We start from the raw sequence: 25204 nt of genomic DNA, 5'->3' as shown, positions 1-25204 counted from the left end.
CCTATGCCATATGGCAGATAGCGCCCAGGGTGCCCGTCGAGGTCTAATAGCCGCCTCGCGCCCCTGAGCATTCAACATGCACAACACGCCTCACGACCCTGCCAGCGCGCTGGCCATGCGCGCGCACTTCAGGCAGTCGCAAAGCCGCACCGCGCGCCTGCGCCTGCTGGTCGACACCGGGCAGGAACTGGCCCAACTGGCCCCCGCCGCGATGCGCGAACGCGTACTGGCACGGGCCTGCGCGTTTCTGGCGATGGACCACGGGCTGCTGCAGGAATGGGACGCCAGGGGCGTCGCCCACTCCACTGCCCGCCAGGGCAACCCGGCCCACCTCGCCCGTCTGGCGACCCTCGCCGACCGCGGCCGGCGCACGCCGTACTGGCAGGAACTGCCGGGCGAGGCGCTGCCCAGCGTGCTGCATGTGCCGCTGCGCGGCAGCGACGGCGGCACCTTTGGCGTGCTGGTGCTGGGCAACAGCGTGAGCCTGCGCGCGCCGGACCATGAAGACGCCGAATCCCTGCAATTGCTCGCCACCCTGCTGGCCGCGCACCTGGAAAACGACCGCCTGCTGACCACCCTCAAGGCCCGCGACAAACACCTCTCCGAGCTGGTCAACCGGCTGCTGCACGCCCAGGAGGATGAACGCAAACGCGTGGCCTACGACCTGCACGACGGCCTGGCGCAGACCCTCGCCGGCCTGCATCAGCGCCTGCAAGGGTTCGCCGGCCGCTGCCCGCCGTTGCCCGACGCCCTGGCCACCGACCTGCAGGCCATCCTGACCCTGGCCCAGCACTCGGTCGGTGAAGGCCGGCAACTGATCGCCGGCCTGCGCCCCGTAGTGCTCGACGATTTCGGCCTGTTCAAGGCCCTCGACAAGGAAGCCGACCGTCTGCGCGATGCCGGTGTGCGCGTGGTCTGGCAGGCGCACTGCGACACGCGCCTGCCCAGCCAGGTGGAGATCGCCCTGTTCCGCATCGGCCAGGAGGCGATCAACAATGTGCTCAAGCACGCGCAGGCCAGCCAGGTGCAACTGGCCCTGGAGCTGTGTGACGGCGAAGCCGCTCTGCGGGTCGACGACAACGGCCGGGGCTTTGCCGTCGGGCAGCCGCGCGATGACGCGCAGCACCTGGGTCTGGCCACCATGCAGGAGCGTGCCAGCCTGCTCGGCGGGCGCTTCAGTTGCGTCAGTACGGTCGACGGCGGAACCCGATTGCAGGCCAGCGTGCCTGCCCACTTCAATGGAACCTGCCCATGAGCGATGTACTGCGTCTGGTCCTCGCGGACGACCATGAAGTCACCCGCACCGGCTTTGTCGCCCTGCTGGCCGGCCACCCGCAGTTCGAGGTGGTCGGGCAGGCGCGCGATGGTCAGCAGGCCGTGGATCTGTGCGAGCAACTGCTGCCGGACATCGTCATCCTCGATATCCGCATGCCGGTGCTCAACGGCCTCGGTGCGGCGCGCCTGCTGCAACAGCGCCTGCCGGCACTGAAAGTGGTGATGTTCACCATGGACGACAGCCCCGACCACCTGGAAGCGGCGATCAATGCCGGTGCCGTCGGCTACCTGCTCAAGGACGCCAGCCGTGACGAGGTGATCGCCGCCCTGCAGCAAGTGGCCGCCGGCGGCGAAGCGCTCAACAGCCTGGTCAGCACCCGCCTGCTGCGGCGCATGGCCGAGCGCAACGCCGGCGGCGCAGCCCCCACGGAACACCTCACACCCCGGGAGCGCCAGGTGCTGGGCCTGGTCGCCACGGGCATGAGCAACCGCGAAATCGGCGCGCAGCTGGGGATTACCACCGGCACCGCCAAGGCCCATGTCGAGCGGGTGATCGGCAAGCTGGGCGCCGCCGACCGCACCCAGGCGGCGGTGCGCGGCATCGCCCTGGGCCTGGTGACCCAGGCATGAGGCGCTTGCAGGCGCAGCGCTGGGCCGACCTGCCGTTGCGCGGCAAGGCGCTGCTGGTGATTTCGCTGCCACTGGTGGTGCTGCTGCTGTCGCTGGTGCTGATCTACATCACCGAGCGCCAAACGGCCCACGCCGAAGAGGACGTGCGTCGGGTGCTGCGCGTGCAGCGCGATATCCAGGCCGTGCACACCCTGCTGGCCGAAGCGGCGGGCAGCGTGCGCGGTTACCTGTTGACCCGCCGCGAGGACTTCCTGCCCAGCTACCGCACGGCCGGCCCGCAGATCGAATCGGCGCTGCACAGGCTCGACAGCAACGTGCGCGACCCACGGGTGCGCGAAGAGCTCAACGCAATCAAGCCGCTGATCGCGCACAAGGTCGACGGCCTGGAAGCCATGCTCAACGACCGCGAGGCCACAGCGGAGTCGATCAGCGCCATTCTGATCAGCAACAAGCACATCCTCGATGCGTTGCGCCAACACATCAGCACCATGCTCCGGCTGGAAGATTCGTTGCTGGCCGAGCGCAGCAAGGCCGCGGCCGAAACCCGCGAGCGCCTGCTGCTGTCGACCTGGCTGGCGGCGGTCTGCGGCTTGTTCGGCGCCATCGTCGCGGTGCTGTTTCTGTCCAAGGGCATCGTCGCCCGGGTGCAGAACGTGCAACGCAACGCACAGCGCCTGGCGCTGGGTCACCCGCTGCTGCCGCAACCGCCGGAACACGATGAAATCGGCCAGTTGGGCACGCGCCTGGTGGAGGCCGGCCTGCTGCTGTCCGAGCGCGAGCGTGCGCTGCGCGACAACGAAGAGCGCTTGCGGCTGATCATCGACGGGGTCAAGGACTACGGGATCTTCGCCCTCGACACAGCGGGCCACGTCACCAGTTGGAACAACGGCGCCGAGCGCATCAAGGGCTACACCGAACAGGAAATCATCGGCCAGCATTTCTCGCTGTTCTACCTGCCCGAGGAATGCCCGCAGCACCCGGCCATGGCGTTGCGCGAAGCCACGCGCAACGGCGACTACAGCGAAGAAGGCTGGCGCTGCCGCCAGGACGGCACGCACTTCTGGGCCAGCGTGGTGATCACCGCGCAGTACGACAGCACCGGCGCCCTGCGCGGCTTCTCGAAGATCACGCGCGACATCACTGACCGCCGCGCGGCGGAAATCGCCCTGCGCACCGCCCGCGAAGAGGCCGAACGCGCCAGTCGCGCCAAAAGTGAGTTTCTGTCACGCATGAGTCACGAGCTGCGCACCCCGCTCAACTCGATCCTGGGCTTTGCGCAACTGCTGGAGATGGACGCGCCGGCCGCGCACACAGCCAACGTCGGCCACATCCTGCGCGCCGGGCAACACCTGTTGACGCTGATCAATGAAGTGCTGGACATCGCCAAGATCGAAGCCGGGCGCCTGCCGCTGAACCTCGAGCCATTGCCGTTGGCCGGGGTGCTGCAGGAGTGCCTGACGCTGGTGTCGCCGATGGCGGCGGACGCAGGCATCCAGTTGCAGCCACTGCCCGCGCTCGCCCCCGACCTGGGCATCGTCGCCGACCGCCAACGTCTCACCCAGGTGCTGCTCAACCTGCTGTCCAATGCGATCAAGTACAACCTGCGCCCCGGCCAGGTGAGCATCGAGGTGAACCTGCACGGCCAACGCATCGGCGTGTCGGTGTGCGACACCGGCAAGGGCATTGCGGCCGAGCACCTTGGGCAACTGTTCAAGCCGTTCGAGCGCCTGGGCGCCGACCCGACCGTCGAAGGCAGCGGGCTGGGCCTGGCGCTGAGCAAGAGCCTGCTGGAGAAGATGGGCGGCACCCTGCAGGTGCACAGCCAACCCGGCATCGGTTCGCGTTTTACCCTGGAGCTGCCGCTGGTAAGGGTGCAGGAAGCGCAACGTCCCGACGCCGCCATCAGCGACGCCCGGTCGGCCCGCCCTGCGCCCGGCACGCAGGCGATTCACGGCAAGGTGCTGTGTATCGAAGACAACCTTGCGAGCCTGGCGCTGATCGAAACCCTGCTGCAGCGCAGGCCGGGCATCAAGCTGCTGTCGAGCATGCAGGGCCAGCTCGGGCTGGACCTGGCCGCGCAGCATGCGCCCCAACTGATTCTGCTGGACGTATCGCTGCCCGACATCGACGGCCTGCAGGTGCTGCAACGCCTGCGCCGCGCGCGGCTGACCCGCGACACGCCGGTGCTGATGCTCACCGCCGATGCCAGCGACCTCACCCGCACGGCCTTGCAGCACGCCGGCGCGACCGCCGTGCTGAACAAACCGATCAACGTGCCTGCGTTTCTCGCCCACCTCGACCAGTATTTTCCGGAGCCCGCGTGAACCTCGACCTGCGCATTCTGATTATCGACGACCAACGCCCCAACCTTGACCTGGTGGAGCAACTGCTGGCGCGCGAAGGCTTGACCAATGTGCTGAGCAGCACCGAGCCGCTGCGCACCCTGGAGCTGTTCAACAGCTTCGAGCCGGACCTGGTGATTCTCGACCTGCATATGCCGCAGTTCGACGGCTTTGCGGTGCTCGAACAGCTTAACCGGCGCATCCCCCACGGCGAGTACCTGCCGGTCCTGGTACTCACCGCCGACGCCACCCGCGACACGCGCCTGCGCGCCCTGGCCCTCGGCGCGCGGGATTTCATCAGCAAACCGCTGGACGCGCTGGAAACCATGCTGCGGGTATGGAACCTGCTGGAAACCCGCGCGCTCTACAAAACCCTGCGTACCCTGGTGCCGGCCGAGCAGATTGCGTTGTTGCAACGTTGCTGAAGCCGGGCGGCCGGGTCACTCGATAAAGCGCTCCAGCGCGAACGGCGCCAGCGCGGCAGGCAGCGTGCCCTCCACCACCCATTGCGCAATCGCCTCGCCAAACAGCGGGGCGAACTTGAAGCCATGCCCGCACAGCCCTGCGGCGATCAGCAGACCGCCAATGCGCGGGTCCGCGCCAACGATGGGGTTACCGTCCGGCGTGCTGTCGAAGAATGACACGCGGTGCCCGACAGGTTGCGCATCCAGCAGACGCTTGAGGCGTTGCGTGGCGCGGTCGCGGTGGGCCAACACGCTCGCATCGCTCAGGCTGCGCTCGAATGCGTCCGGGTCGATGGGTTGGCTTTCACTGGCGATCAATGAGCCGATGAAGTAGCGGCCCGGCGTGTCAGGGCGCAGGTAGAACCCGGCGTCGCGGTCGCAGTAGCCAGGCATGGGCGGATGCGCGCCGGGCGTCTGAACGATACCGACGGTTTGCCGCGTGGCGTGGATCGGCAGTGGCGCCTGGCAGTCGGCGGCCAGCCGCGCAGCCCAGGGCCCGGCGGCGTTGACCACGCGGGCGCTGGCGATAAAACCGCGATCGGTGTGCACGCCAATCACCCGCCCACCGTCGCAGACGATGCGCTGCACGGCCCGCCCCTCTTCGATGACCGCACCGAGGGCGCGCGCGCCCGCAGCAAAGCTCTGCGCGGTCTGTCGCGGGTCGCAATAGCCGGCGTCGGGCTCGTACACCGCACCGGCCAGCGCGTCGCTGTGCAGGTCGGCAATCAGGTCACGTGCGGCCGCCGGTGAAAGCCATGCCAGGCCGTGCAGGCGCGCCACATTGGCCTGGGTCGCGGCCTGCTCGCGCGGCGCAATGCCGGTGAGAAAACCGGTGCGCCGATAGCCGCAGGCGCCCGGATAGCGTTGCGCCCAATCGCGATACGCCTGCACCCCGCGTGCCGCCAACCGGCTCAGGGCGGGGTCGGCGTAATACTCACGCACGATCCCCGGCGACGCGCCGGACGCGCCGCTGGCGATAGCGCCTTTGTCGAGCAGCCGCACCGACACACCGGCCCGCGCCAGGTGCCAGGCCGCGCTGGTGCCGGTGGTGCCGCCGCCGATGACGATGACGTCGGCGGACTCATGCATGGGCGCGAGCGCCGTCGAGCACCACGCTGGCAGGCAGGCAGGGTGCGAGGCTGGCGGGCGACAACGGTTTGAAACGCGGGCGTGGCGCACGGGTCTCGCGAGGCGTCGAGGCGCTGTACAACCCCTGCAGGCTCGGCAGCCCGTCATGCCCCAGCCGCTGCCACAGGTAGGCGGCCACACGCGGCATGGTCGGTGCCGCCAGGTAGGCCAGGCCCTTGAGCCACAGGTAAGCCTGGGCGCTGTCGGTCACGTCGCGTTCAGGGCACTGCATCCACTGGTGCAATACGTCCCAGGCATCACGCACCGAGACCGCGTCCAGGCGGAACGCGAGGGCCAGGCGTTCGACGGCCGCGTCCAGGCTCACGCGCCCCTCGGGCTCGATAGCCTGCCGCTGCTGATCGAGGTGGGCCAGAGCCAGGTCGATACGGCTGTCGAGTGCGCCCGCGAGTTCCACGTTGACCACCTCGATGAATGCTTCGATGGCGAAGTTGGTTTCGCCGTTTTCCGGGCTTTCGCGGCTGAGGAAATAACGCACGCCGTCGCTGCTGGCCGGGGTGTGGTCGACGATGTCGGCCGCCCACACCACGTGCAGGCGGCTGGTGGAGAATTTCGCGCCTTGCAGGTTGTAGAAGTAGTTGGTGAGCACGTAATCGAACGACCGGTGATCCTGCAGCGCATCCATCACCGCCGCACTGCCGGCCAGCAGCAACACCGCGTTGTCGATACCGAAGCTGACCAGCGTGGTCACAGCACTGCTGCGCAGCATCGCGTGGCCGTGCTCAGGGGTTTGCTCCAGCGCGCGGTCGGCGCAGGTCAGCGCGTATTCCCAGCCGGACTCAAACAGCACCCGTGGGTTGCCGAAGCGGTCCGCGCTCCAGGCCACGCCCCAGTCACCCGGCGCGGTGAGGCGCACACGGCCGTTTTCACGCTGCAAAAAGCGCGCAATCACCTCGATGATCGACGCCGGCGCGCCGCTGGCACTCATGCGGTGCAGCAACTGCTCGGGGTCGGCGACCTTGAGGAACAGGCTCTCGACCTCGACCCATTGCAGCGGGCTGTCACCCATGCGCGGCTGCGGGTTGAGCATGCTTTCCGGGCGGAACAGCGCGCCGCAGGCTTCACAAAAGTAGCCGCCGGCGCCGGCCTGGCAATACGGGCACTGGCCCACCAGCCAGGCGCCGGCCATGTAGCGCCGGGTGCCAGGGCAGTACAGCACGCGCTCGCTCACGTTTTCGGTGACGCCCAGCGCCACCAGCCGCTCCACCGTGCGCTGGGCATTGGCGGCATGCTGGCGAGCATACGGGCCCTGCACCAGGTCGAGGAAGTCATCGACTTGCACGTCGAGGGCGCGCAGGTCATTGGCGATCCGGGCGTGGTAGTCGCGCACCACGGCTTCGGGCGCGCGCTGTTCCTGCAGGCCCTTCCACAACACGTAGGAGTCAAAGCCGTCCACCGCCGACACCACGTCGACGTGGTGACCCTGACTGCGCAGGTAGCGCGCGAGCATGTCCATGCGCAGGTAGGGCCCGGCGATGTGGCCCAGGTGCAGGCGGCCGTTGGGCGTTGGCGGAATCGGCATCAGGAAGAAGGTTTGCGCAGGAGTGGCGGTCATCGGTTCAGTCCATCAAGGCAGCGGAAGGTGTGGCAGCGGCGGTGTCGGGCCAGTGCGCCACGAGCAGGTCAAGGGCTTCGCGGGCAATGCCGGGGGCCAGGCGAAACCCCGCACCGCTGCCGGCACCGGCAAATACCAGGTGTTGCTCGGGGTGGTAGCTGACCTGCGACTCGCCGCTGGGGCTGTAGCTGTCGCAGAACACCCGGCCACCGCGGCAACGCGCCACCAGGTCGGGCAGGTAATGCGCCAGGGTGCGGGTGGCGACCTGCACGTCGTGGGCGTTGATTTCCAGCGCGTGTTTGCGTGGCGCCACGTCCCACTCGTCGCAACGAAAGCTGAACAGCCACTGGTTACGCGCCGGCAACGGCATCAGGTAAGCGTCCGATTGCGGCAGGAACAGCGCCGCGGCATCCGCCGGTGGCCGGCCGTCGATATGCAGGGCCACCACCTTCTTCACGCGCAGGCCATGCTCGGCCGCAATCGCGGCAAAGGGCGACTCGCTGACCCACGGCCCGGTGGCCATCAGGGTGCGTTGCGCCTGCACGCGGGAGCCGTCGCTGAGGCGGATGCCGGTGCGGGTGATGGCCTCTACGCCGACCCCTTCGAGGCAATGCACATTCGCACTGGCCAGGCTGTGGCTGATCAGCAGGCGCGCCACCAGCGGCGGCTCGTAGCTTTCCGCCGTGCCGCCGCTGGACAGGCATTCGTCGGCGCCCAGGTTCAGCGCGGCGCCCAGACGTTCGCCGAGGGCCTGCAGCGACACATCGGCCGGCAGCACGGGCGCCTCGACCACGGCGCGCTGGATATCGGCAGTGAACCCGTGATGGGCCAGCCAGTACACCGGCGCCTGGGTGGTGCGAAGGTCCAGCCGGTCACGCAACGCGCGATACAGCCCGGCGCTCTCCCCGGCCAGGCGCCGCTCACGCTCGGACTTGCCGGTGGCCAGCAGCACGCCCGCCGAATGCGCGGTGGCGCCGTCGCCGACGCGGTAGCGGTCAATCAGCAGGATCCGCCAGTGCGGGTAACGCTGTACGGCGTGGTGCAGGGCCCAGGCGCCGATAATGCCGCCGCCGACAATCACCAGGTCGAAATCAACCTGCCGACTCATGCCCACCACACCGAAAACACCTGGGCCTGGGTGGTGCTGTTATTGCGCACAAAATGCGGGCGCCACGGCTCGAAATACACGCTGCCGCCATTTTTTACCGCGTGCCAGGTGCCGTCGTAATACACCTCCAGATCGGCGCCGCTGATAAACCAGATTTCATTCACCGCGTGTTTGTCTTCTTCGGTACCGCAGCCGGGCTCGATGGTGAAGCGCGAGGACTGGATCGGCGCGTTGGTCAGCCGGCCGGAAAAGTGGTGCAGGTACAGGTGCACGCCTTGCAGCGCAACGGGCTCCTCGGTTTCGCGAATCACCGGGGCGTTGCCGTTGGGGGGAAGTGTGATGGGTTCCATGGCGGGACTCCTGGGTCTAGTGGGCGACGGCGGCGAGGCGATCGAAACGCCCATCGCTGACGTCCTCGAAGGCAGCGCTGGCGCCCCACTGGACGCATGCTTCAGGCTCGTCCAGGTCGTAGAGGGGCTGGCCGCTGACGCTGTTGATGATGTGCGCGCAACGCCAGGGGATCAGGCCCAGGTTCGGGTCGGCGATGCCTTTCTGGCTGCGCGCGGCGTTTTGCACATAGAGCGCCGAACCCTGCGGGCCATCCCATTGCACCGAGTAGTCGGGGTTGAACACGTACTCGCCGTTGCGCCGGGCGATGCGCGGTTCGAGCGCTTCCAGGCACGCCGGCATCTGGTAGGCGTAGCCGGTGCACAGCACGGCGACGTCGGCGTTCAGTTCCTCACGGGCCTGGCTGTGCCCGTGCAGCAGCGCCAGGCTCCAATGCTGCGCGCGGGGCTGCACGGCGGTGAGCTCGCGACCTGGCAGCAGGCGGACCTGACAGGGGTGATGCAGCACATGCTTGAGTTCGTACAGGCGCCGATAGATCGACTGCAACAGCGATTGCGAGATGCCGTCGCTGGCCAGCTTTTGCTCGGCCAGCAGCGGTTGGCGCACGGCCTCGGGCTGCGCGAAGAAATGATCGCTGTACTGCGGGGTGTACAGCTCGTTGGTAAACGGTGACTCGTCCAGCGGCGCGAAATTCCAGCGCCGCGACACCCAGGTCACGCTGGCCGGCAGTGCGCTGGTGTCGGACAGCAGGTGCTGGATGATCTCGGCGCCGGTCTGGCCGCCGCCGATCACCACCACGCGTTTGTCCTTGAGCGAACGCTTGCGGGTCATGTACTGCGAGGCATGAAACAGCGTGTCGCCCAAGTGCGCCTGCGCAAACGCCGGCACCGACGGTTGTTGCCCGGTGCCCAGCACCAGGTTGCGCGCGGGCTGCATCCAGGTATCGCCCTTGAGCATGAACAGGCCGTTTTCGAAGGTCACCGAACGCACGTCGCGGTTGAACTGCAGGTTGGGCAACTGGCTGCACGCCCAGCGGTAGTACTGGTTGAATTCGCGGCGCAGCACTTGATCGAAATTGGCGTTGATGAAGCTCAGCAGTTGCTTTTTCTTCGACAGGTAGGCCAGGAAGGACAGCGGGTTGGAGGGGTCGACCAGGCTGACCAGGTCCTTGAGGTAATGCACCTGCAACCTGGCTTCGGGCACCATCATGCCGGGATGCCACTGGAACTCGCTGCTGCGCTCGAAGAAGGCCGAGCTGATGCCCGCATGGGGCCGGGCGAGTGCCGCCAGGCTCAGGTTGGCCGGACCGATGCCGATTCCCGCCATGTCTACCACTGCGGCTGCAGAGAGCACACTCATGATCACTATCCCTATTGATGATGTTTTCAGATGCAGCAACGCCTCGCGATGATCACGAAGGCGTGCCGGGCGTTGGCTTGATGCCGTTACAAGTGGTGGTGCATCAACTTTCCACGGTCTGCACAAGCGGGGCCTTGAGCATCAGCAGACACAGCAGCATGGCCAGCAGCGACAGGCCGATCGCGACGCCGACCGCGACCTCGATGGCGTCGTCCAGCGGCTGCACCGAGGTGAGCAAGGCGCCGAAGATCGCCACACCAAAGGCCGAGCCGCTTTGCCGGCTGGCGTTCAGGGTGCCGGCGGCGACGCCGGCCTTGGCACGGTCGACCACGCTCATCAATACGGCGGTGGCGGCCGGGGTGATGATCCCCGCGCCGAAACCGACTGCCGGATAGCACAGCGCGATACGCCAGTACGGCGCGTCACCGGCCAGGGCGAACAGGCCGATAAAGCCCAGGGTGTACAAGCCGAAACCTGCCACCAGCACGGCACGTGGGCCGTAGGCACGGGTCAGGCGACCGCAGGTGAAACTGCCGAGGGTGACCATGGCGGTCAGGGGTAAAAAGGCCAGCCCGGTTTCCAAAGGTGACCAGCCGCGATGGGTCTGGAAATACAGGCTCAACAGGAAGAACAGCCCGTAGAACACCAGGGCCGAGGCCATCGACAGGAAAGTCGCGCCGGAAAAGGTCGGATTGCGGAAATACTGCAGCGGCAGCATCGGGTCCTTGTGACGGCTTTCGGTGACCAGGAACACACACCAGGCGATGCACGCGACGAACACGCCCGCATAGACCCATTCGGAATTCCAGCCCAGCCTGGCGCCCTCGATCAACACGGCCACCGAGGAGCCCAGCGCGATAATCGCCGCGATTTGCCCGGTAACGTCCAGGTGTCGGTTGGGCGCCAGTGGCGCAGCGTGCGGGATGCGTGAGGTGAGCCATACGCCGATCAAGGCAATCGGTACGTTGATCAGGAAGATGCTGCGCCAGCCGAACAGTTCGATCAGCACCCCGCCCACCAAAGGCCCGGCGGCCATGGCGATGCCGCCGCAGCCGGCCCACACGCCGATGGCGCTGGCGCGCTGATGGGACTGCGGGTAGGCGCTGTTGATCAGCATCAACGAGCACGGCACCAGCAGCGCTGCGCCCAGCCCCTGCAGCACACGGGCGCCGACCAGCTCCGGCAGGTCGGTGGCCAGGCCGCACAGCGCGGATGCCAGGGCGAACAGGCCAAGGCCCAGGGCGTAGATTTTTTTCGCGCCGAAGCGGTCGCCGAGCAGGCCGCCGGTGAGCAGCAGGCTGGCGAATGTGAGGGTGTAGGCGTTGATCACCCATTGCAGCCCGGTGATGTCCGAACCGAAGGTGGTGGAGATGGACTCCAGCGCCACGTTGACGATCGAGGTGTCGAGGATGACGACCACATAACTGAGGCTGGTGGCGATCAGTACCTGTCGTTGATAGCGCGTGCTGAGTTCCATGGCTGCGTGTGTCCCTGGCGACATAATTGCGGCGTGACTATAAGCAGCTTTGTCCGATAAACGCTTCGAGGCGTGTCGAAGTGTTGGTGTTTGTGTCATCCTCGGCCCTGATATCACCCGGCACAGCGCGGAGTTCAAGGGAATGACCCAACCTAAAATTTCATCCATCGCCTACCTGATCGCCGAACCGGTGCGCGCCGTGATCCTGATCACCCTCGCCGACGGCAGTGCGCTGTCGGCCAGTGCCCTGGCCGATGCGGCCGGCGTGACGCCGCAGACTGCCAGCTCGCACCTGGCCAAATTGCTCGACGGCGGCCTGCTCACCGTTGAAACCAAGGGCCGCAATCGCTTCTATCAGCTGGCTGGTCCCGACGTTTCCCATGTCCTGGAAAGCCTGGCCGCGGTGTCCCCGCAAACCAGTTCGTGGCGCAGCCTGCCCAACCGCGCGGCCCATGACCTGCGCTTCGCACGTTGCTGTTATGACCATTTGGCCGGTCAGGTCGGTGTGGCCGTGACCCAGGGCATGCTGGAGCGCGGCTATATCCTGGAGCGCAACGAGCGCGAATACGTGCTGAGCCTGCGCGGCATCGAATGGCTGCAATCGCTGAACCCGGAAAGCGGCGAACCGTGCTTTCAGGACCACGTGCAGGCCCGGCGTTGCCTGGACTGGACCGAGCGCGAGCACCATATTGCCGGCCCGCTCGGCAGCCATCTGCTGGATACCTTTACCCAACTGGGCTGGCTGCGTCGGCAGGCGGGCACCCGCGCCGTGTTTGTCACCGTGGCCGGCTGGCGTGCGTTCAAGACCCACCTGGGGATTGAGCACCTGCGCCATCTCGAAGCGCCGCTGCGCGTCCTGACCACGGCCTGATCCTCAAGCGGGTTGCGCGCTGAACAGCCCCTCTATGTCCACGATACGCCGCTCCTGCGCCGCCCCGCTCTGCTGCCAGGCCGGGATCGCGTTGATGCGCGCGTACCAGGCCGCCACATGGGGATACTCAAGGAACGGCGCCTGGGTGCGCGGGATATGGCTCAGCGGCGCCGCCAGGTCGATATCGGCCAGGGTCAGGGCGTCGCCGACCATGAATGCACGGGTGCGCAGATGCTCGTCGAGCACCGCCGTGTAGCGATGGATCGCGTGCAGTGCCTCGGCCACCAGGGTAGGGTTTTCGGCATGGCCCTTGAGGCGTTCCATAAAGCGCTGCTCGATCAGCACCGTGGGCCCGCGACGAAAATGTTCGGCGGCCCAGAACATCCACTTGAGGGTTTCGTACTTCGCCTTGCCCTCGGGCAGCAGTGCAGAACCGCTCTGCTCGGCCAGATAGATCATGATGGCCGAGGCCTCGAACAGCACCACATCGCCGTCAACGAAGGTCGGGATGCTGCCGTTGGGGTTAAGGGCCAGGTATTCCGGTGTGCGGTTCTGGCCGCTGAACAGGTCGAGGAAGACGAATTCAACGTCCAGCCCCAGGTAAGCGGCGGTGGTCAGCACCCGCCGGGTGTTGCTTGAGCCTCGGTCGCCATACACTTTCATGCCACTGCCTCACTTGCCTGTTCGTCGCTGAAGGCCGGGTGCTCGCTGAGCATCAGTGCCACCTCGGCAGCCTGGCGCACCGACTGGTACACCGAGTTGACCATCGGCGCCGCCAGGTAGGACGCCACGCCCAGCAGCCAGATGTTGTCCGGCCGGTCGGCACCCGGCAGGCTGACCTGCAATTGCGCAGAGACCGCCGGAGGGATGCAGGGCGCACCAGATGACACCTGCAACTCAAGGCCATCAGGCGTGGCATGGAACTGTTGTTTGTGAAAACCACTGGCACACACCACGGCGTCGACCGCGTGGCTGTTGCCATGGTCATCATGGGCGAGCCAACGGCCCTGCCACTCAAGCCGGGTGGGCACATGCGCGGCCAGTTGCAGGCGGCCTTCGTCGATCCACTGCGACAGGGTGACGGCGGTTTGCAGGGGCACCGCGAACAGATAGCGCCCCACCGCTTCCCAGCAGTTTTGCAGCGCGGCCGTACGCACCGCCGCAGGGGCGGCGCGCAGTTTCAGGTCCGCCAGGTCCATGCAGTGCACCAGCAGGTTTTGCCAATCGGTCGCGCCACAACTGGCCAGGGCGATTTCACCGCGCAGGCGTTGAGCCGCATCGCGACTGCGATCAATCTGTTCGCGCAGCGGACGCCCATTGATGGCCTTGGCCGCCTTTGCGAGCAGGCGCAGCAGATGCCAGTACAGCCTGGGGCTTTCCAGGTCGAGCCGGGCAAATCGCGCCTCATCCAGCGCAACCGCGCTGCGCCGTGGCGTGGCCGTGCGCACGCCGGGCAAGCGTCCGGAGGGTGAAGCCATCAACACGCGATGCCCCGCGCCGCACAGCAGCAGTGCGCTGTCGACAGCAGACAGACGGCTGCCGAGCACCAGCACCCGCGACGGTTTATGCAAGTGCTGCAACCAGGCGCCGGTGGGGTACGGCGTGGTGAAAATACCCGGCGTGCCCACATGCGCTGCGACCTGCGGCGGCACACAGGGCGCCGCGCTGCCGGTGCACACCAGCACCGCCGAGGCGTAAAGCTCGGCGCCATTGTCCAGCTGCAATTGATAGCGACCAGGCGCAACCGGCTTGATGCGCCGCACCGTCGCGCGCACCACCCGATGCTCGATGCCCTGAGCCTCGGCGAGGTCGAGATACTCCGAGTAGCGTTGCTTGAGGTAGCCCGACACCCAGGCCCTGGGCACGAAACCGTCCTCACTGGCGGCAATGCCCTGGGCGTTCAGGTAACGCTGGAAGTCCTGCGGGTCATCGTCGAGCACCGACATCGTCTGCACCGAGGTGTTGCACAACAGCCCCTGCTCGGCAGCGGTAAAGGCGATCGAGTCGGCGAGTCCCTGGGGATCGATCAGGTCGATACGCCGCGCCTTCCCCGTGCGCACCAGCGCAATAAAGGCCGCAACGCCAGTGACCGAGCCGCCGATAATGGCGACCGCACGACTGAAGCTCACAACGCCCGCGCCAGCAAGCGCACGCCGTACCAGCCCCAGTACACACGGTGGTAGGTGATCAGGCCATTTTCGATTTCCATCATTTCCATCAAATCGACCTGCTCGCCCTTGGGCGTCTTGCGTGGGTATTCCCAGGTCAGGTTGCGCCCGTTGATGAAGGCCTTGTCGCTGCGATACCACTCGGCGAGGTCGCTGGGGAACTTGCGTTTGCTGTCTTCCATGAAGCGCTGGATGGTGGCGCGTCCTTCCAGCACGCCGCTGCCGTGATCGGGGTAGATGGCCAGCACCAGCGGCGTTTCGAATACTGCGTTTTCGGCATAGAGCGCGGCGGTGGCGGCCAGGTCGCCGGCACAGACGGTGGAGTGCCAGGATTCGTAGATATCCAGCAGGCCAGGGTCGATGGACGAAGTCATGGCGGTTTCCTTGGGTGGCAGCGCTGGGCTGAGAGAGCCTGTGACTATAGGGAATTGGTGAGGGGGGATGCTTCGGGCTGGGTCGAAGTGTGTTGGGTGGCTGGGTGGCTGGTGGGGTACATATCCGTTGCTGCGGTTATGGCGGGTATGGGTTCCGCCCTTACGGCGGGTCACTTTTGGAAAAGAGCCCCAAAAGTAACCAAAAGGGCTCTTGCCCCAACACTCGGCACCTCGCCTGGGCTCGGTGTGCCCTCACTCCGGCTTTGGAGCGTGGGCCGCCGCGATGGGCCATCCTTGGCCCAGCGCGGCTAACCCGGCGTCCTGCCGGGTTACCCACGCTCCAAAGCCTGCGTTCGGCCAGCGTGTTTGACGGGGCGCCTCAGATCAAGATCAAGAGCGCGGCGGCCTTAGAGCCGACCGAGGTTTTCCTACCTGGCGCTGTTCAAACTGTGGGAGGGGGCTTGCTCCCGATGGCTGAGTGTCAGTCAGCTTATGGGTAGCTGACCCACTGCTATCGGGAGCAAGCCCCCTCCCACAGTTGATCTCCATTTGTCTGTTGGATATCACACTGCTTTTGATCTGCTTTGCTCTGGCTCTGGCTCTGCTTTGGCTTTTGATCTTGATCTCAAGCGCCCCGTCAACCACGCTGGCCGCACGCAGGCTTGAATCCGTGGGTAACCCGGCAGGACGCCGGGTTAGCCGCACTGGGCCATGGATGGCCCATTGCGGCGGCCCACGGATTCAAGCCTGCGTGCGGGCACACCGAGCCTAAGCGAGGTGCCGAGTGGTGGGGCAAGAGCCCTTTTGGTTACTTTTGGGGCTCTTTTCCAAAAGTGACCCGCCGTAAGGGCGGAACCGCCAGTAGCCATCCCCCAATAACGGCTATACACCCAAACGGCTATACACCCAATCACTCCCCCCCAGAAGCAGTAACCCCATCCCACCCCCCACCCAACGCCGCAATCAACTGCACACTCGCCACCAAACGCGTCTGCAGCAACGTCAACACCGTCCGCTCATTACTCAATGCGGTCGCCTGCACCGTCACCACATCCAGATACGCAATCAACCCTGCCTTGTACTGGTTCTGCGTCAACCGCAACGACTCACGCGCGGCGTCCAGCGCTTCGTTGCTGACCACCGCCTCGTCTTCCAGCACCTTGAGCTGCACCATGTAGTTTTCCACTTCACGGAACCCATCCAGCACCGTCTGGCGGTACTTGGCCACGGTCTCGTCGTAGGAGGCCACCGTGCGGTCGACCTCGGCCGAGCGCTGGCCGCCGTCGAACAGGGTCATCGCAAGCTTGGGCCCCACCGACCAGAAGCGGTTCGGCAGGCTGATCCAGTCGGCATAGGTACTGCTGGTATACCCGCCCGCCAGGCTCAGGCTCAAGTCCGGGTAGTAGGCGGCCTTGGCCACGCCGATATTGGCATTGGCGGCGATCACCGAGCGTTCGGCCGATGCGATGTCCGGGCGCCGTTCGAGCAGTTGCGAAGGCAGGCTCAGCGGGATTTGCGGCAACGCGGGAATGTCCTTGCTCACCGCCAGGTTGAAGTTGGCCGGGGCCTCGCCAACCAGCACGGCGATGGCGTTTTCCAGTTGCGCGCGCTGCCAGATCAGGTCAATCAGGCTGGCCTGGGTGGTCTTGAGCTGGGTTTGTGCCTGGGCGACCGCGTCCTTGCCGGAAATGCCGGCGCGGTATTGGTTTTCGGTCATCTGCAGCGAACGCTGATAGGTGTCCAGCGTGGCTTGCAACAAGCGCGTCTGTTCATCCATCACGCGCAATTGCAGGTAGCTCTGCACCAGCTCCGACTGTTGGCTCAGGCGCATCGCCGCGAGATCCGCAGCGCTGGCTTCGGCGCTGGCCTCGTTGGCTTCCAGGCCTCGGCGCAACTTGCCCCACACGTCCGCCTCCCAGCTCACGCCCAACTGCGCGTTAAGGGTGTCGCGGATACCGCTGCTGGAACTGCTCAGGCTCGCGTTGCTGCTGCCGGTGCCCTGGCTTGCGCGGGTCTTGCCGACGCTCAGGTCGACGCTGGGGTAAAACGCGCCACGGGCGCTGCGCACCAGCGACTGGGCCTGACGGAAACGTGCTTCGGCCTGGGCCACGGTCTGGTTGGAGGTGTTCAAACGCGTCACCAGGTCATTCAATTGGCGGTCGCCGTACAGCTCCCACCAGGCGCCACGGGCCAGGGAGTCGCTCGGCGTGGCCTGGCGCCAGCCCTGGGCTTCCTTGAACTGGGCCGGCTCGATCACCTCCGGGCGTTTGTAATCGGGGCCAATGGCACACGCGCTGAGCAACAGGCCGCACAGCAAAAGGCTCGCCACGCGGGACCCACGGAACATGGCGCATTGGGCAAACGTTGAATCGGTCATAGCGCAGAGTCCAGGGCAGCATCGGTACGCACGCCACGCCAGGCGTTGAAACGGTGGCGTGCGCGGTCGAGATAGAGGTAGACCACCGGGGTGGTGTAAAGGGTCAGGACCTGGCTGAACACCAGGCCGCCGATGATGGTCAGGCCCAGCGGATGGCGCATTTCCGCACCGTCGCCGCTGCCCAGCAACAAGGGCAAGGCGCCGAGGATGGCCGCCAGGGTGGTCATCAGAATCGGCCGCAGACGCAGCAGGCAGGCGCTGCGAATCGATTCCAGCGGGCCCAGGCCGTCGTTGCGCTCCAGTTGCAACGCCAGGTCGATCATCAAAATCGCGTTTTTCTTCACCACGCCGATCAGCAGGAACAGCCCGAGCAGGGAGATCAGGCTGAACTCGCCGCCTGTCAGGTAGATGGCGAGCATGGCGCCGACCCCGGCCGACGGCAGCGTCGAAAGAATCGTCAGCGGGTGAATGTAGCTCTCGTACAAAATACCCAGCACCAGGTACACCGCCACCAGCGCGCCGAGGATCATGAACGGCTGGCCTTTCTGCGTGGCGGCAAAGGCGTCGGCGGTGCCGGCCATCTTGGCGATCACGTCCTCGGGCAAGCCGACCTTGGCAATCGCCCGTTCGATCGCGGCCGTGCCCTGCTCCACCGTGACCCCGGGGGCCATGTCGAAGGCAATGTTTTCCGAAGCGAACTGGCCCTCGTGGCTGACCCGGTCATTGGCCAGGCTGTTTTCGTAATGGGCAATGGTCGACAACGGCACCCGTGCGCCATCGGCGGTGATCACCTGCATCTGGTTGAGGGTGATCGGGTCCTGGGCATATTTGGGGTTGACCTCCATCACCACCTGATACTGATTGAGGCTGTCATAGATGGTGGAAATCTGCCGCTGGCTGTAGGCGTTGTTGAGCACCGCCGTGACCATGTCCATGTCGATGCCCAGGCGCTTGGCCTGGTCACGGTCGACAATCAGCGTGACCTGCGCCGCCCCCCGGCCCTCCCGCGCATCGATGGCGGTCAGCTCCGGCAACGTACGAAAGGCGGCGACCACTTTCGGGTACCACAGCCGCAGCGCGGCAAGATCGCCACTTTGCAGGATGTAGGAATATTGCGCGCTGGTCTGGTCACGACCGCCGCCAAACTGCAGGTCCTGGTCGGCCATCAGGAACAGGCGCCCGCCCGGCACCAGCGGCACGTCCTTGCGCAGGCGCTCGATCACCGCCTGGGCAGACACCTTGCGCTCGGCAATCGGCTTGAGGCGTACCAGCATCACCGCGTTGTTGGTGCCGTTGTTGCCGCCGATAAAGCCGGCCACGCTGAGCACCGCCGGGTCCTTGAGCACTGCCTTGCGGAAGGTCTCCATCTTCGGCTGCATCACGCTGAACGACAGGCCGTCGTCACCGCGCACGAAGCCGATCAGCTGGCCGGTGTCCTGCTGAGGCATGAAGGTCTTGGGCACCACCACATACAGCGCGACGTTCACGCCGATGGTCAGCAGCAGGCTGAGCAATGTCAGGCGCCGATGGCGCAGCACCCAGTCCAGGCTGATGGCATAGCCGGCCACCATGCGGTCGTTGACCTTCTGGCTCCAGCGCTGCAGCCCGGTCATGCGGCCCTTGACCTGGGGCTTGAGCCAACGTGCACAGAGCATCGGGGTCAGGGTCAGCGAGACGATCAGCGACACAATGATCGCCGCCGACAGGGTGATCGAGAACTCACGAAACAGGCTGGTGACGATGCCGCCCATGAACAGGATGGAAAGGAACACCGCCACCAGCGACACGTTCATCGACAGCAAAGTAAAGCCCACTTCCTGAGCGCCCAGATACGCTGCCTTCATCGGCGGCACACCGTCGTCGATATGCCGGGAGATGTTCTCCAGCACCACGATGGCATCGTCCACCACCAGGCCGGTGGCGAGGATCAACGCCATCAGCGAAAAATTGTTCAGCGAGAACCCATACAGGTACATCACCGCGAAGGTGCCCACCAGCGACACCGGCACCGCCAGGGTCGGGATCAGCGACGCGCGGAAATTGCCGAGAAACAGGTACACCACCAGGATCACCAGGCCCACCGCGATCAGCAGGGTCATCTCGGCTTCATGCAGGGTGGCGGTGATCACCGGTGAGCGGTCCATGGCCAGGCTGAGCTTGACGCTGGACGGCAACACCGCCTGCAACGCCGGCAACTGCGCCTTGATCTGCCTGACCGTTTCGATGATGTTGGCGCCGGACTGGCGGTTGATCACCAGCAGCACCGCCGAATCGTTGTTGAAGAAGCCACTGTTGTAGCGGTCTTCGACGCCGTCGGTGATCTTCGCCACGTCCGACAGGCGCAGGGCCGCGCCATTCTGGTAGCGAATCAGCAGCGGCTCGTAGTCCTTGGCTTTTTCCAACTGGTCGTTGGCCTGGATCTGCCAGTTGCGCTGGCTGTCTTCCAGCGAGCCCTTGGGCCGGCGCTGGTTGGCATTGGCGATGGTGTTACGCACATCGTCCAGGGCCACGCCGTATTGGTCGAGGGCCTTGGGTTGCAGTTCGATGCGCACCGCCGGCAGCGAACTGCCGCCGATCTGCACTTCGCCCACGCCGGGCACCTGGGACAGGCTTTGCGAGAGGATGGTCGAGGCCAGGTCGTAGAGCTGCCCCTTCTGCAACACGTCCGAGGTCAGCGACAGCACCATGACCGGCGCCTGGGACGGGTTGATCTTCTTGTAGGTGGGCATGCTGCGCATGCCGCTGGGCAGCAGGTTGCGCGACGCGTTGATGGCGGCCTGCACCTCCCTTGCCGCGCCGTTGATATCGCGGTCGGAGTCGAACGCCAAAATCACCCGAGTGGAGCCCTGGCTGGACGAACTGCTCATGGTGGTGATGCCGGCAATCGAGCCGAAGGAACGCTCCAGCGGCGTGGCCACGGTGGACGCCATCACTTCGGGGCTGGCCCCGGGCAGGCTGGCCGACACCACGATCACCGGGAAGTCGATCTGCGGCAAGGGCGACACCGGCAGCAGGTTGAAGCTGACACCGCCCAGCAGCATGATCGCCAGGCTCAGCAGCAGCGTGGCGACCGGCCGGCGAATGAAAGGTCCGGACAGGTTCATGGCTCAACCGGCGCCAGGCGTTGCGGCTCTTTGCGCCAACGCCGTCCCAGACGATCGAAGTACAGGTAGATCACCGGTGTGGTGAACAGCGTCAACACCTGGCTCACCAGCAGGCCGCCGACCATCACCAGGCCCAGGGGCTGGCGCAACTCGGCGCCGGAACCGCTGGCGAGCATCAGCGGCACCGCACCGAACAGCGCGGCCAGGGTGGTCATCAGGATCGGCCGGAAACGCAGCAGCGCCGCCTGATAGATCGCCGTCTGCGGGTCAAGGCCCTGGTTGCGTTCGGCGTCGAGGGCGAAGTCGATCATCATGATCGCGTTCTTCTTCACGATACCGATCAGCAAAATGATGCCGATGATCGCGATCATGCCCAGGTCATTACCGCTGAGCAGCAAGGCGAGCAACGCGCCCACCGCTGCCGAGGGCAGAGTCGAGAGGATGGTGATCGGGTGGATATAGCTCTCGTACAACACGCCAAGCACGATGTACATGGTGACCACCGCCGCCAGGATCAGCAGCAGGGTGCTCGACAGCGAAGCCTCGAACGCCTGGGCCGCGCCCTGGAACTGGGTCTGCACGCCCACCGGCATGCCGATGTCCTTCTGCGTCTGGTTGATCAGTTCCACGCCTTTGCCCAGCGCGACGCCCGGGGCCAGGTTGAACGACATCATCACCGCCGGGAACTGACCGATGTGCGCAATCGCCAACTGCGCCTGGCGCTGTTCCACGCGGGCGAGGCTCGACAGCCGCACCTGGCCGCCATCGGTGGTTTTCACGTGGATCTGGTTCAGCGCCTCCGGGCCGAGGGTTTCGCCCGACTGGGCCTGCAATACCACACGGTACTGGCTGGCCTGGGTGTAGATGGTCGAGATCTGCCGCTGGCCGAAGGCGTCGTACAGCGCATCGGTAATGGTCGACACGCTGACCCCCAGGCGCGAGGCCGCATCGCGGTCGATCACCAGATACACCTGCAGGCCCTTGTCCTGCAGGTCGCTGGCGACGTCGGTCAACTCCGGCAACTGACTGAGGGCCTGCACCAGCTTGCCGCTCCACAGCGCCAGCAGCTCGGCGTCCGGGGACGACATGCTGAACTGGTATTGGGTGCGACTGACGCGGTCTTCGATGGTCAGGTCCTGCACCGGTTGCATGAACAGGCGAATGCCCACCAGCTTGTCGATCTGCGGTTGCAGGCGTGCGATCACCTCGGTCGCGCTCAGGTCACGTGCGGCGTGGGGCTTGAGGTTGATCAGCAAACGGCCACTGTTGAGCGTGGCGTTGTCACCGTCCACGCCGATATAGGACGACAGGCTTTCTACGGAGGGGTCGGCCAGGATGATTTTGGCCAGTTCCTGTTGGCGCTGGCTCATGGCGGCAAACGAAATCGACTGCGGCGCCTCGGAAACACCCTGGATCACCCCGGTGTCCTGCACCGGGAAAAAGCCCTTGGGCACCACCAGGTACAGCACCACGGTGAGGCCCAGGGTCGCGATGGCCACCAGCAGGGTCAGCGGCTGGTGCCTGAGCACCCATTGCAGCATGCGCGCGTAGCCGTTGATCAGCCAATCGATCCAGGCGCCGCTGGCCTTGTAGAAGCGGCTTTGCTCCGCTTCCTCGGGCTCGCGCTTGAGCAAGCGCGCGCACATCATCGGCGTGAGGGTGAGCGAGACCACCAGGGAGATCAGGATTGCCACCGCCAGGGTGATGGCGAACTCGCGAAACAGCCGCCCCACCACATCAGCCATGAACAGCAGCGGAATCAACACGGCGATCAGCGACAGCGTCAGGGAAATCAGGGTGAAGCCGATCTGCCGCGCGCCCTTGAGCGCTGCCGCCATGGGCGTCTCCCCTTCCTCGATATAGCGCGCGATGTTTTCCAGCATCACGATGGCATCGTCCACCACGAAACCGGTGGCGATGGTCAGGGCCATCAGCGTCAGGTTGTTGATGGAGAACCCGGCCAGGTACATCACGCCAAAGGTGCCCACCAGTGAAAGTGGCACGGCGATCGACGGAATAATGGTCGCACTGACCCGGCGCAGGAACAGGAACGTGACCATCACCACCAGGGCAATGGCAATCAGCAATTCGTGCTGCACATCGGTGACCGAGGCGCGAATGGTCTGGGTGCGGTCGGTGAGCACGGCCACATCCAGACCGGCCGGCAGGTTGTCGGTGATGCTCGGCAGCAGCGCCTTGATGCGGTCGACCACCTCGATGACGTTGGCGCCCGGCTGGCGCTGGATATTGAGCAGCACAGCCTGGTTTTCATTGGCCCAGGCGGCAAGGCGTTCGTTTTCGGCGCCGTCGACGATCTGCGCCACATCCTTGAGACGCAACGGCGCGCCATTGTTGTAGGCGAGGATCAGCTCGGCGTATTGCTGGGGCGAGACCAGTTGATCGTTGGCGTCGAGCATCGACACCCGCGTGGGACCGTCGAAGTTACCCTTGGGCTGGTTGACGTTGGACGCGGCGATCAGGGTGCGCACGTCCGACAGGTTCAGGCCGTTGGCTGCCAGGGCCTCGGGGTTGACCTTGATGCGCACGGCCTGACGCTGGCCGCCGGCGATGCTGACCATGCCGACGCCGCTGATCTGCGCGATCTTTTGCGCCATGCGGGTGTCGACCAGGTCATTGAGCTTGGGCAGCAGCATGGTTTTGGAGGTGATTGCCAGGGTCAGCACCGGGGTGTCCGCCGGGTTGACCTTGTTGTACACCGGCGGCGCCGGCAGGTCCTTGGGCAACAGGTTGGTGGCGGCGTTGATGGCGGCCTGCACCTGTTGCTCGGCGACGTCCATGTTGATGTCGAGGTTGAAGCGCAGGGTCAGCACCGAGGCGCCGCCGGAGCTGGTGGACGCCATCTGCGTAAGGCCGGGCATTTGCCCGAACTGGCGCTCAAGCGGCGCGGTGACCGCGCTGGTCATTACGTCGGGGCTGGCGCCGGGGTACAGGGTCATCACCCGGATCGTCGGGTAATCCACCTGGGGCAACGCCGATACCGGCAGCAGCCGGTACGCGATGATGCCGGCCAGGACAATGGCCAGCATGCTCAGCGTGGTGGCGACCGGGCGAAGAATAAACAGCCGCGACAGGTTCATGAACCGACCTTTTGCGCCTTGCCGGCGTTAACGCCGCTCTCGGTTTTGGCCGCAGGTTTGCCTTGCAGGTGTTCGGTCGGGGTGGTGGGCACTTCGGCACTGTCGTTGACCACTTCGATTTCGCTGCCGTCCTTGAGCCGGTCGGTGCCTTCCATGACCACGCGGTCACCAGCCTTCAGGCCCTCTTTGATCACGGTGTTGTCGCCGTCGGTATCGCCGACTACCAGCGGCTGAACCTTGACCTTCCGGTCGCCATCGAGCACGTAGACGAAGGTGCCGTTGTTGCCGAACTGGATCGCGGCGGACGGCGCCAGCACCACGTCACGCAGGGTATCGGCCAGCAGGTGTACGTTGACGAACTGGTTGGGAAACAGTGCCCGATCCTTGTTATCGAAGCGTGCCTTGAATTTCAGGGTGCCGGTGGTGACGTCGATCTGGTTGTCCAGGCTTTGCAGTACGCCGACGGCCTGTTTCTTCGCGTCGCCACGGTCCCAGGCCTCAACCGGCAGTTTGTTGCCGGCGTGGTAACGGGCGAGCACGGTGTCCAGGGTGTTTTCCGGCAGGGTAAAAGCCACGCTGATCGGCTGGGTCTGGGTGATCACGGCCAGGGCGGTCGTGTCGTTGGCGGCGACGAGGTTGCCGACGTCCAGCTGACGCAGGCCAACGCGGCCGGCAATCGGTGCGCGGATTTTGGTGAATTCGAGATTGAGCTTCGCGTCATCCACCGCGCCCTGGTTGGTCTTGACCGTGCCCTGGTATTGCAGGACCAGCGCTTCGGCGGTGTCCAGCGTCTGCTTGGCGATGCTGTCCTGCTTGTACAGGTCGCGATAACGCTGCACGTCAACCTGGGCGTTTTTCAACTGCGCCTGGTTCTGCAGCAGCGTGCCCTGGGCCTGGAGCAAGGCGTTCTGGTAGCTGCGCGGATCTATTTCCGCCAGCAGGTCGCCAGCCTTGACCATCTGCCCCTCTTCAAAGGCGATCTTGACCAGTTCCCCACCGACCCGGCTGCGTACATTGATGGTGTTGAGCGCGGTGACCGTACCCAACGCCTTGTAGTACACCGGGAACTCCCCCAGCACCGCCGGCGCCACACGCACCGGCACCGGCCCGGTGGACCCGCCGAAGCCCGGGCGGGCCATGCCGGTTTTGCCGGTGTGCCCCGCCGCCGCGTCCTTGTGGGCACTACTGCCGGGCCAGAATTTCCAGCACAGGCCGGCGATAACCAGCAGCACAAGCAGGCCGAACAGCCAGCGGCGGGAGTTGCGGGGGGAGGATTGCATGGAGTGATCAACCATTGGGCGCGAGAGCTTCTTCTTTGGGAGGCTGAAAGATAAGCACTGGGGCAGTTTAAGAAAAGCGCCTTTACCGGCTATTTACCTTGGGCTTACAGGTTTCAACCGTTGCAGCTTAGTTCAAATGCTATTTCGCTAAGCCGCTGAAGCTCAAATAAAAACGGCCTGGACGAGGCCAGGCCGCAAGCATGTATCAGGCGTATTACTGCAAAATCG

The 25204-nt window shown here is 65.5% G+C and carries 18 protein-coding genes; 5 read left to right on the top strand and 13 right to left on the bottom strand.

What is annotated here, in order from left to right; translation table 11 throughout:
- Window positions 1–76 precede the first annotated feature (76 nt).
- From JOE32_RS03660 to JOE32_RS03645, 4 genes are read left to right on the top strand one after another with little or no spacing between them, the layout of a single operon-like run.
- On the top strand, window positions 77–1255 hold the full coding sequence (locus tag JOE32_RS03660) for a sensor histidine kinase (protein WP_209981522.1): 1179 nt from the start codon (window positions 77–79) through the stop codon (window positions 1253–1255).
- Window positions 1252–1905: a response regulator transcription factor gene (locus JOE32_RS03655; RefSeq protein WP_209981520.1), complete on the top strand. Its 654-nt coding sequence runs from the start codon at window positions 1252–1254 to the stop codon at window positions 1903–1905. Before JOE32_RS03660 ends, JOE32_RS03655 begins: the two co-directional genes overlap by 4 nt.
- Complete coding sequence (locus JOE32_RS03650; protein ID WP_209981518.1) at window positions 1902–4229, top strand: ATP-binding protein; 2328 nt, start codon at window positions 1902–1904, stop codon at window positions 4227–4229. The genes JOE32_RS03655 and JOE32_RS03650 overlap by 4 nt, the downstream gene beginning before the upstream one ends.
- On the top strand, window positions 4226–4672 hold the full coding sequence (locus tag JOE32_RS03645) for a response regulator (RefSeq protein WP_209981516.1): 447 nt from the start codon (window positions 4226–4228) through the stop codon (window positions 4670–4672). Before JOE32_RS03650 ends, JOE32_RS03645 begins: the two co-directional genes overlap by 4 nt.
- 15 nt (window positions 4673–4687) lie before the next feature.
- On the opposite strand, the gene JOE32_RS03640 is transcribed toward JOE32_RS03645, so the two are convergent.
- From JOE32_RS03640 to JOE32_RS03615, 6 genes are all read right to left on the bottom strand, one after another.
- Entirely contained in the window at window positions 4688–5800 is a 1113-nt protein-coding gene (locus JOE32_RS03640; RefSeq protein WP_209981514.1) for an FAD-binding oxidoreductase, read from the bottom strand.
- Window positions 5793–7412 carry a methionine--tRNA ligase gene (locus tag JOE32_RS03635; RefSeq protein ID WP_209981512.1) on the bottom strand — a complete coding sequence of 540 codons (1620 nt, stop codon included), beginning with the start codon at window positions 7410–7412 and terminating at the stop codon, window positions 5793–5795. Before JOE32_RS03635 ends, JOE32_RS03640 begins: the two co-directional genes overlap by 8 nt.
- Window positions 7413–7416: 4 nt before the next feature.
- Window positions 7417–8520, bottom strand: a complete 1104-nt coding sequence (locus tag JOE32_RS03630) for an FAD-dependent oxidoreductase (RefSeq protein ID WP_245228959.1) — start codon at window positions 8518–8520, stop codon at window positions 7417–7419.
- Window positions 8517–8870, bottom strand: a complete 354-nt coding sequence (locus JOE32_RS03625) for a cupin domain-containing protein (RefSeq protein ID WP_057008863.1) — start codon at window positions 8868–8870, stop codon at window positions 8517–8519. The genes JOE32_RS03630 and JOE32_RS03625 overlap by 4 nt, the downstream gene beginning before the upstream one ends.
- A gap of 16 nt (window positions 8871–8886) precedes the next feature.
- Entirely contained in the window at window positions 8887–10227 is a 1341-nt protein-coding gene (locus tag JOE32_RS03620) for a SidA/IucD/PvdA family monooxygenase (protein ID WP_245228957.1), read from the bottom strand.
- 103 nt (window positions 10228–10330) lie between these two features.
- Entirely contained in the window at window positions 10331–11704 is a 1374-nt protein-coding gene (locus JOE32_RS03615; protein ID WP_209981508.1) for an MFS transporter, read from the bottom strand.
- A gap of 142 nt (window positions 11705–11846) precedes the next feature.
- On the opposite strand from JOE32_RS03615, the gene JOE32_RS03610 reads away from it, so the two are divergent.
- Complete coding sequence (locus tag JOE32_RS03610; RefSeq protein WP_209981506.1) at window positions 11847–12575, top strand: helix-turn-helix transcriptional regulator; 729 nt, start codon at window positions 11847–11849, stop codon at window positions 12573–12575.
- A 3-nt stretch (window positions 12576–12578) separates the two neighbouring features.
- On the opposite strand, the gene JOE32_RS03605 is transcribed toward JOE32_RS03610, so the two are convergent.
- From JOE32_RS03605 to JOE32_RS03575, 7 genes are all read right to left on the bottom strand, one after another.
- Window positions 12579–13238 carry a glutathione S-transferase family protein gene (locus JOE32_RS03605; protein ID WP_209981504.1) on the bottom strand — a complete coding sequence of 220 codons (660 nt, stop codon included), beginning with the start codon at window positions 13236–13238 and terminating at the stop codon, window positions 12579–12581.
- On the bottom strand, window positions 13235–14704 hold the full coding sequence (locus JOE32_RS03600; RefSeq protein ID WP_209981502.1) for an FAD/NAD(P)-binding protein: 1470 nt from the start codon (window positions 14702–14704) through the stop codon (window positions 13235–13237). Before JOE32_RS03600 ends, JOE32_RS03605 begins: the two co-directional genes overlap by 4 nt.
- Complete coding sequence (locus tag JOE32_RS03595) at window positions 14701–15117, bottom strand: nuclear transport factor 2 family protein (RefSeq protein ID WP_209981500.1); 417 nt, start codon at window positions 15115–15117, stop codon at window positions 14701–14703. Before JOE32_RS03595 ends, JOE32_RS03600 begins: the two co-directional genes overlap by 4 nt.
- Before the next feature lie 910 nt (window positions 15118–16027).
- A complete protein-coding gene (locus JOE32_RS03590; protein WP_209981498.1) occupies window positions 16028–17494 on the bottom strand; it encodes an efflux transporter outer membrane subunit in 1467 nt (488 codons plus the stop codon).
- Window positions 17491–20598 carry an efflux RND transporter permease subunit gene (locus JOE32_RS03585; RefSeq protein WP_209981496.1) on the bottom strand — a complete coding sequence of 1036 codons (3108 nt, stop codon included), beginning with the start codon at window positions 20596–20598 and terminating at the stop codon, window positions 17491–17493. The genes JOE32_RS03590 and JOE32_RS03585 overlap by 4 nt, the downstream gene beginning before the upstream one ends.
- Complete coding sequence (locus JOE32_RS03580; RefSeq protein ID WP_209981494.1) at window positions 20595–23696, bottom strand: MdtB/MuxB family multidrug efflux RND transporter permease subunit; 3102 nt, start codon at window positions 23694–23696, stop codon at window positions 20595–20597. Before JOE32_RS03580 ends, JOE32_RS03585 begins: the two co-directional genes overlap by 4 nt.
- A complete protein-coding gene (locus JOE32_RS03575; RefSeq protein WP_209981492.1) occupies window positions 23693–24991 on the bottom strand; it encodes an MdtA/MuxA family multidrug efflux RND transporter periplasmic adaptor subunit in 1299 nt (432 codons plus the stop codon). The genes JOE32_RS03580 and JOE32_RS03575 overlap by 4 nt, the downstream gene beginning before the upstream one ends.
- Between the last annotated feature and the right edge of the window lie 213 nt (window positions 24992–25204).

Origin of the sequence: Pseudomonas sp. PvP025 (genome assembly GCF_017832155.1) — a bacterium.
GTDB lineage: Bacteria > Pseudomonadota > Gammaproteobacteria > Pseudomonadales > Pseudomonadaceae > Aquipseudomonas.
This window is presented reverse-complemented; position numbering and strand designations above follow the sequence as displayed.

What these genes read in the sequence shown, in the direction of transcription:
- JOE32_RS03660 (WP_209981522.1), top strand. Translation starts at nt 77, where the DNA reads ATGCACAACACGCCTCACGACCCTGCCAGCGCGCTGGCCATGCGCGCG.
- JOE32_RS03655 (WP_209981520.1), top strand. Translation starts at nt 1,252, where the DNA reads ATGAGCGATGTACTGCGTCTGGTCCTCGCGGACGACCATGAAGTCACC.
- JOE32_RS03650 (WP_209981518.1), top strand. Translation starts at nt 1,902, where the DNA reads ATGAGGCGCTTGCAGGCGCAGCGCTGGGCCGACCTGCCGTTGCGCGGC.
- JOE32_RS03640 (WP_209981514.1), bottom strand. Translation starts at nt 5,800, where the DNA reads ATGCATGAGTCCGCCGACGTCATCGTCATCGGCGGCGGCACCACCGGC.
- JOE32_RS03635 (WP_209981512.1), bottom strand. Translation starts at nt 7,412, where the DNA reads ATGACCGCCACTCCTGCGCAAACCTTCTTCCTGATGCCGATTCCGCCA.
- JOE32_RS03630 (WP_245228959.1), bottom strand. Translation starts at nt 8,520, where the DNA reads ATGAGTCGGCAGGTTGATTTCGACCTGGTGATTGTCGGCGGCGGCATT.
- JOE32_RS03625 (WP_057008863.1), bottom strand. Translation starts at nt 8,870, where the DNA reads ATGGAACCCATCACACTTCCCCCCAACGGCAACGCCCCGGTGATTCGC.
- JOE32_RS03620 (WP_245228957.1), bottom strand. Translation starts at nt 10,227, where the DNA reads ATGAGTGTGCTCTCTGCAGCCGCAGTGGTAGACATGGCGGGAATCGGC.
- JOE32_RS03615 (WP_209981508.1), bottom strand. Translation starts at nt 11,704, where the DNA reads ATGGAACTCAGCACGCGCTATCAACGACAGGTACTGATCGCCACCAGC.
- JOE32_RS03610 (WP_209981506.1), top strand. Translation starts at nt 11,847, where the DNA reads ATGACCCAACCTAAAATTTCATCCATCGCCTACCTGATCGCCGAACCG.
- JOE32_RS03605 (WP_209981504.1), bottom strand. Translation starts at nt 13,238, where the DNA reads ATGAAAGTGTATGGCGACCGAGGCTCAAGCAACACCCGGCGGGTGCTG.
- JOE32_RS03595 (WP_209981500.1), bottom strand. Translation starts at nt 15,117, where the DNA reads ATGACTTCGTCCATCGACCCTGGCCTGCTGGATATCTACGAATCCTGG.
- JOE32_RS03590 (WP_209981498.1), bottom strand. Translation starts at nt 17,494, where the DNA reads ATGACCGATTCAACGTTTGCCCAATGCGCCATGTTCCGTGGGTCCCGC.
- JOE32_RS03585 (WP_209981496.1), bottom strand. Translation starts at nt 20,598, where the DNA reads ATGAACCTGTCCGGACCTTTCATTCGCCGGCCGGTCGCCACGCTGCTG.
- JOE32_RS03580 (WP_209981494.1), bottom strand. Translation starts at nt 23,696, where the DNA reads ATGAACCTGTCGCGGCTGTTTATTCTTCGCCCGGTCGCCACCACGCTG.
- JOE32_RS03575 (WP_209981492.1), bottom strand. Translation starts at nt 24,991, where the DNA reads ATGGTTGATCACTCCATGCAATCCTCCCCCCGCAACTCCCGCCGCTGG.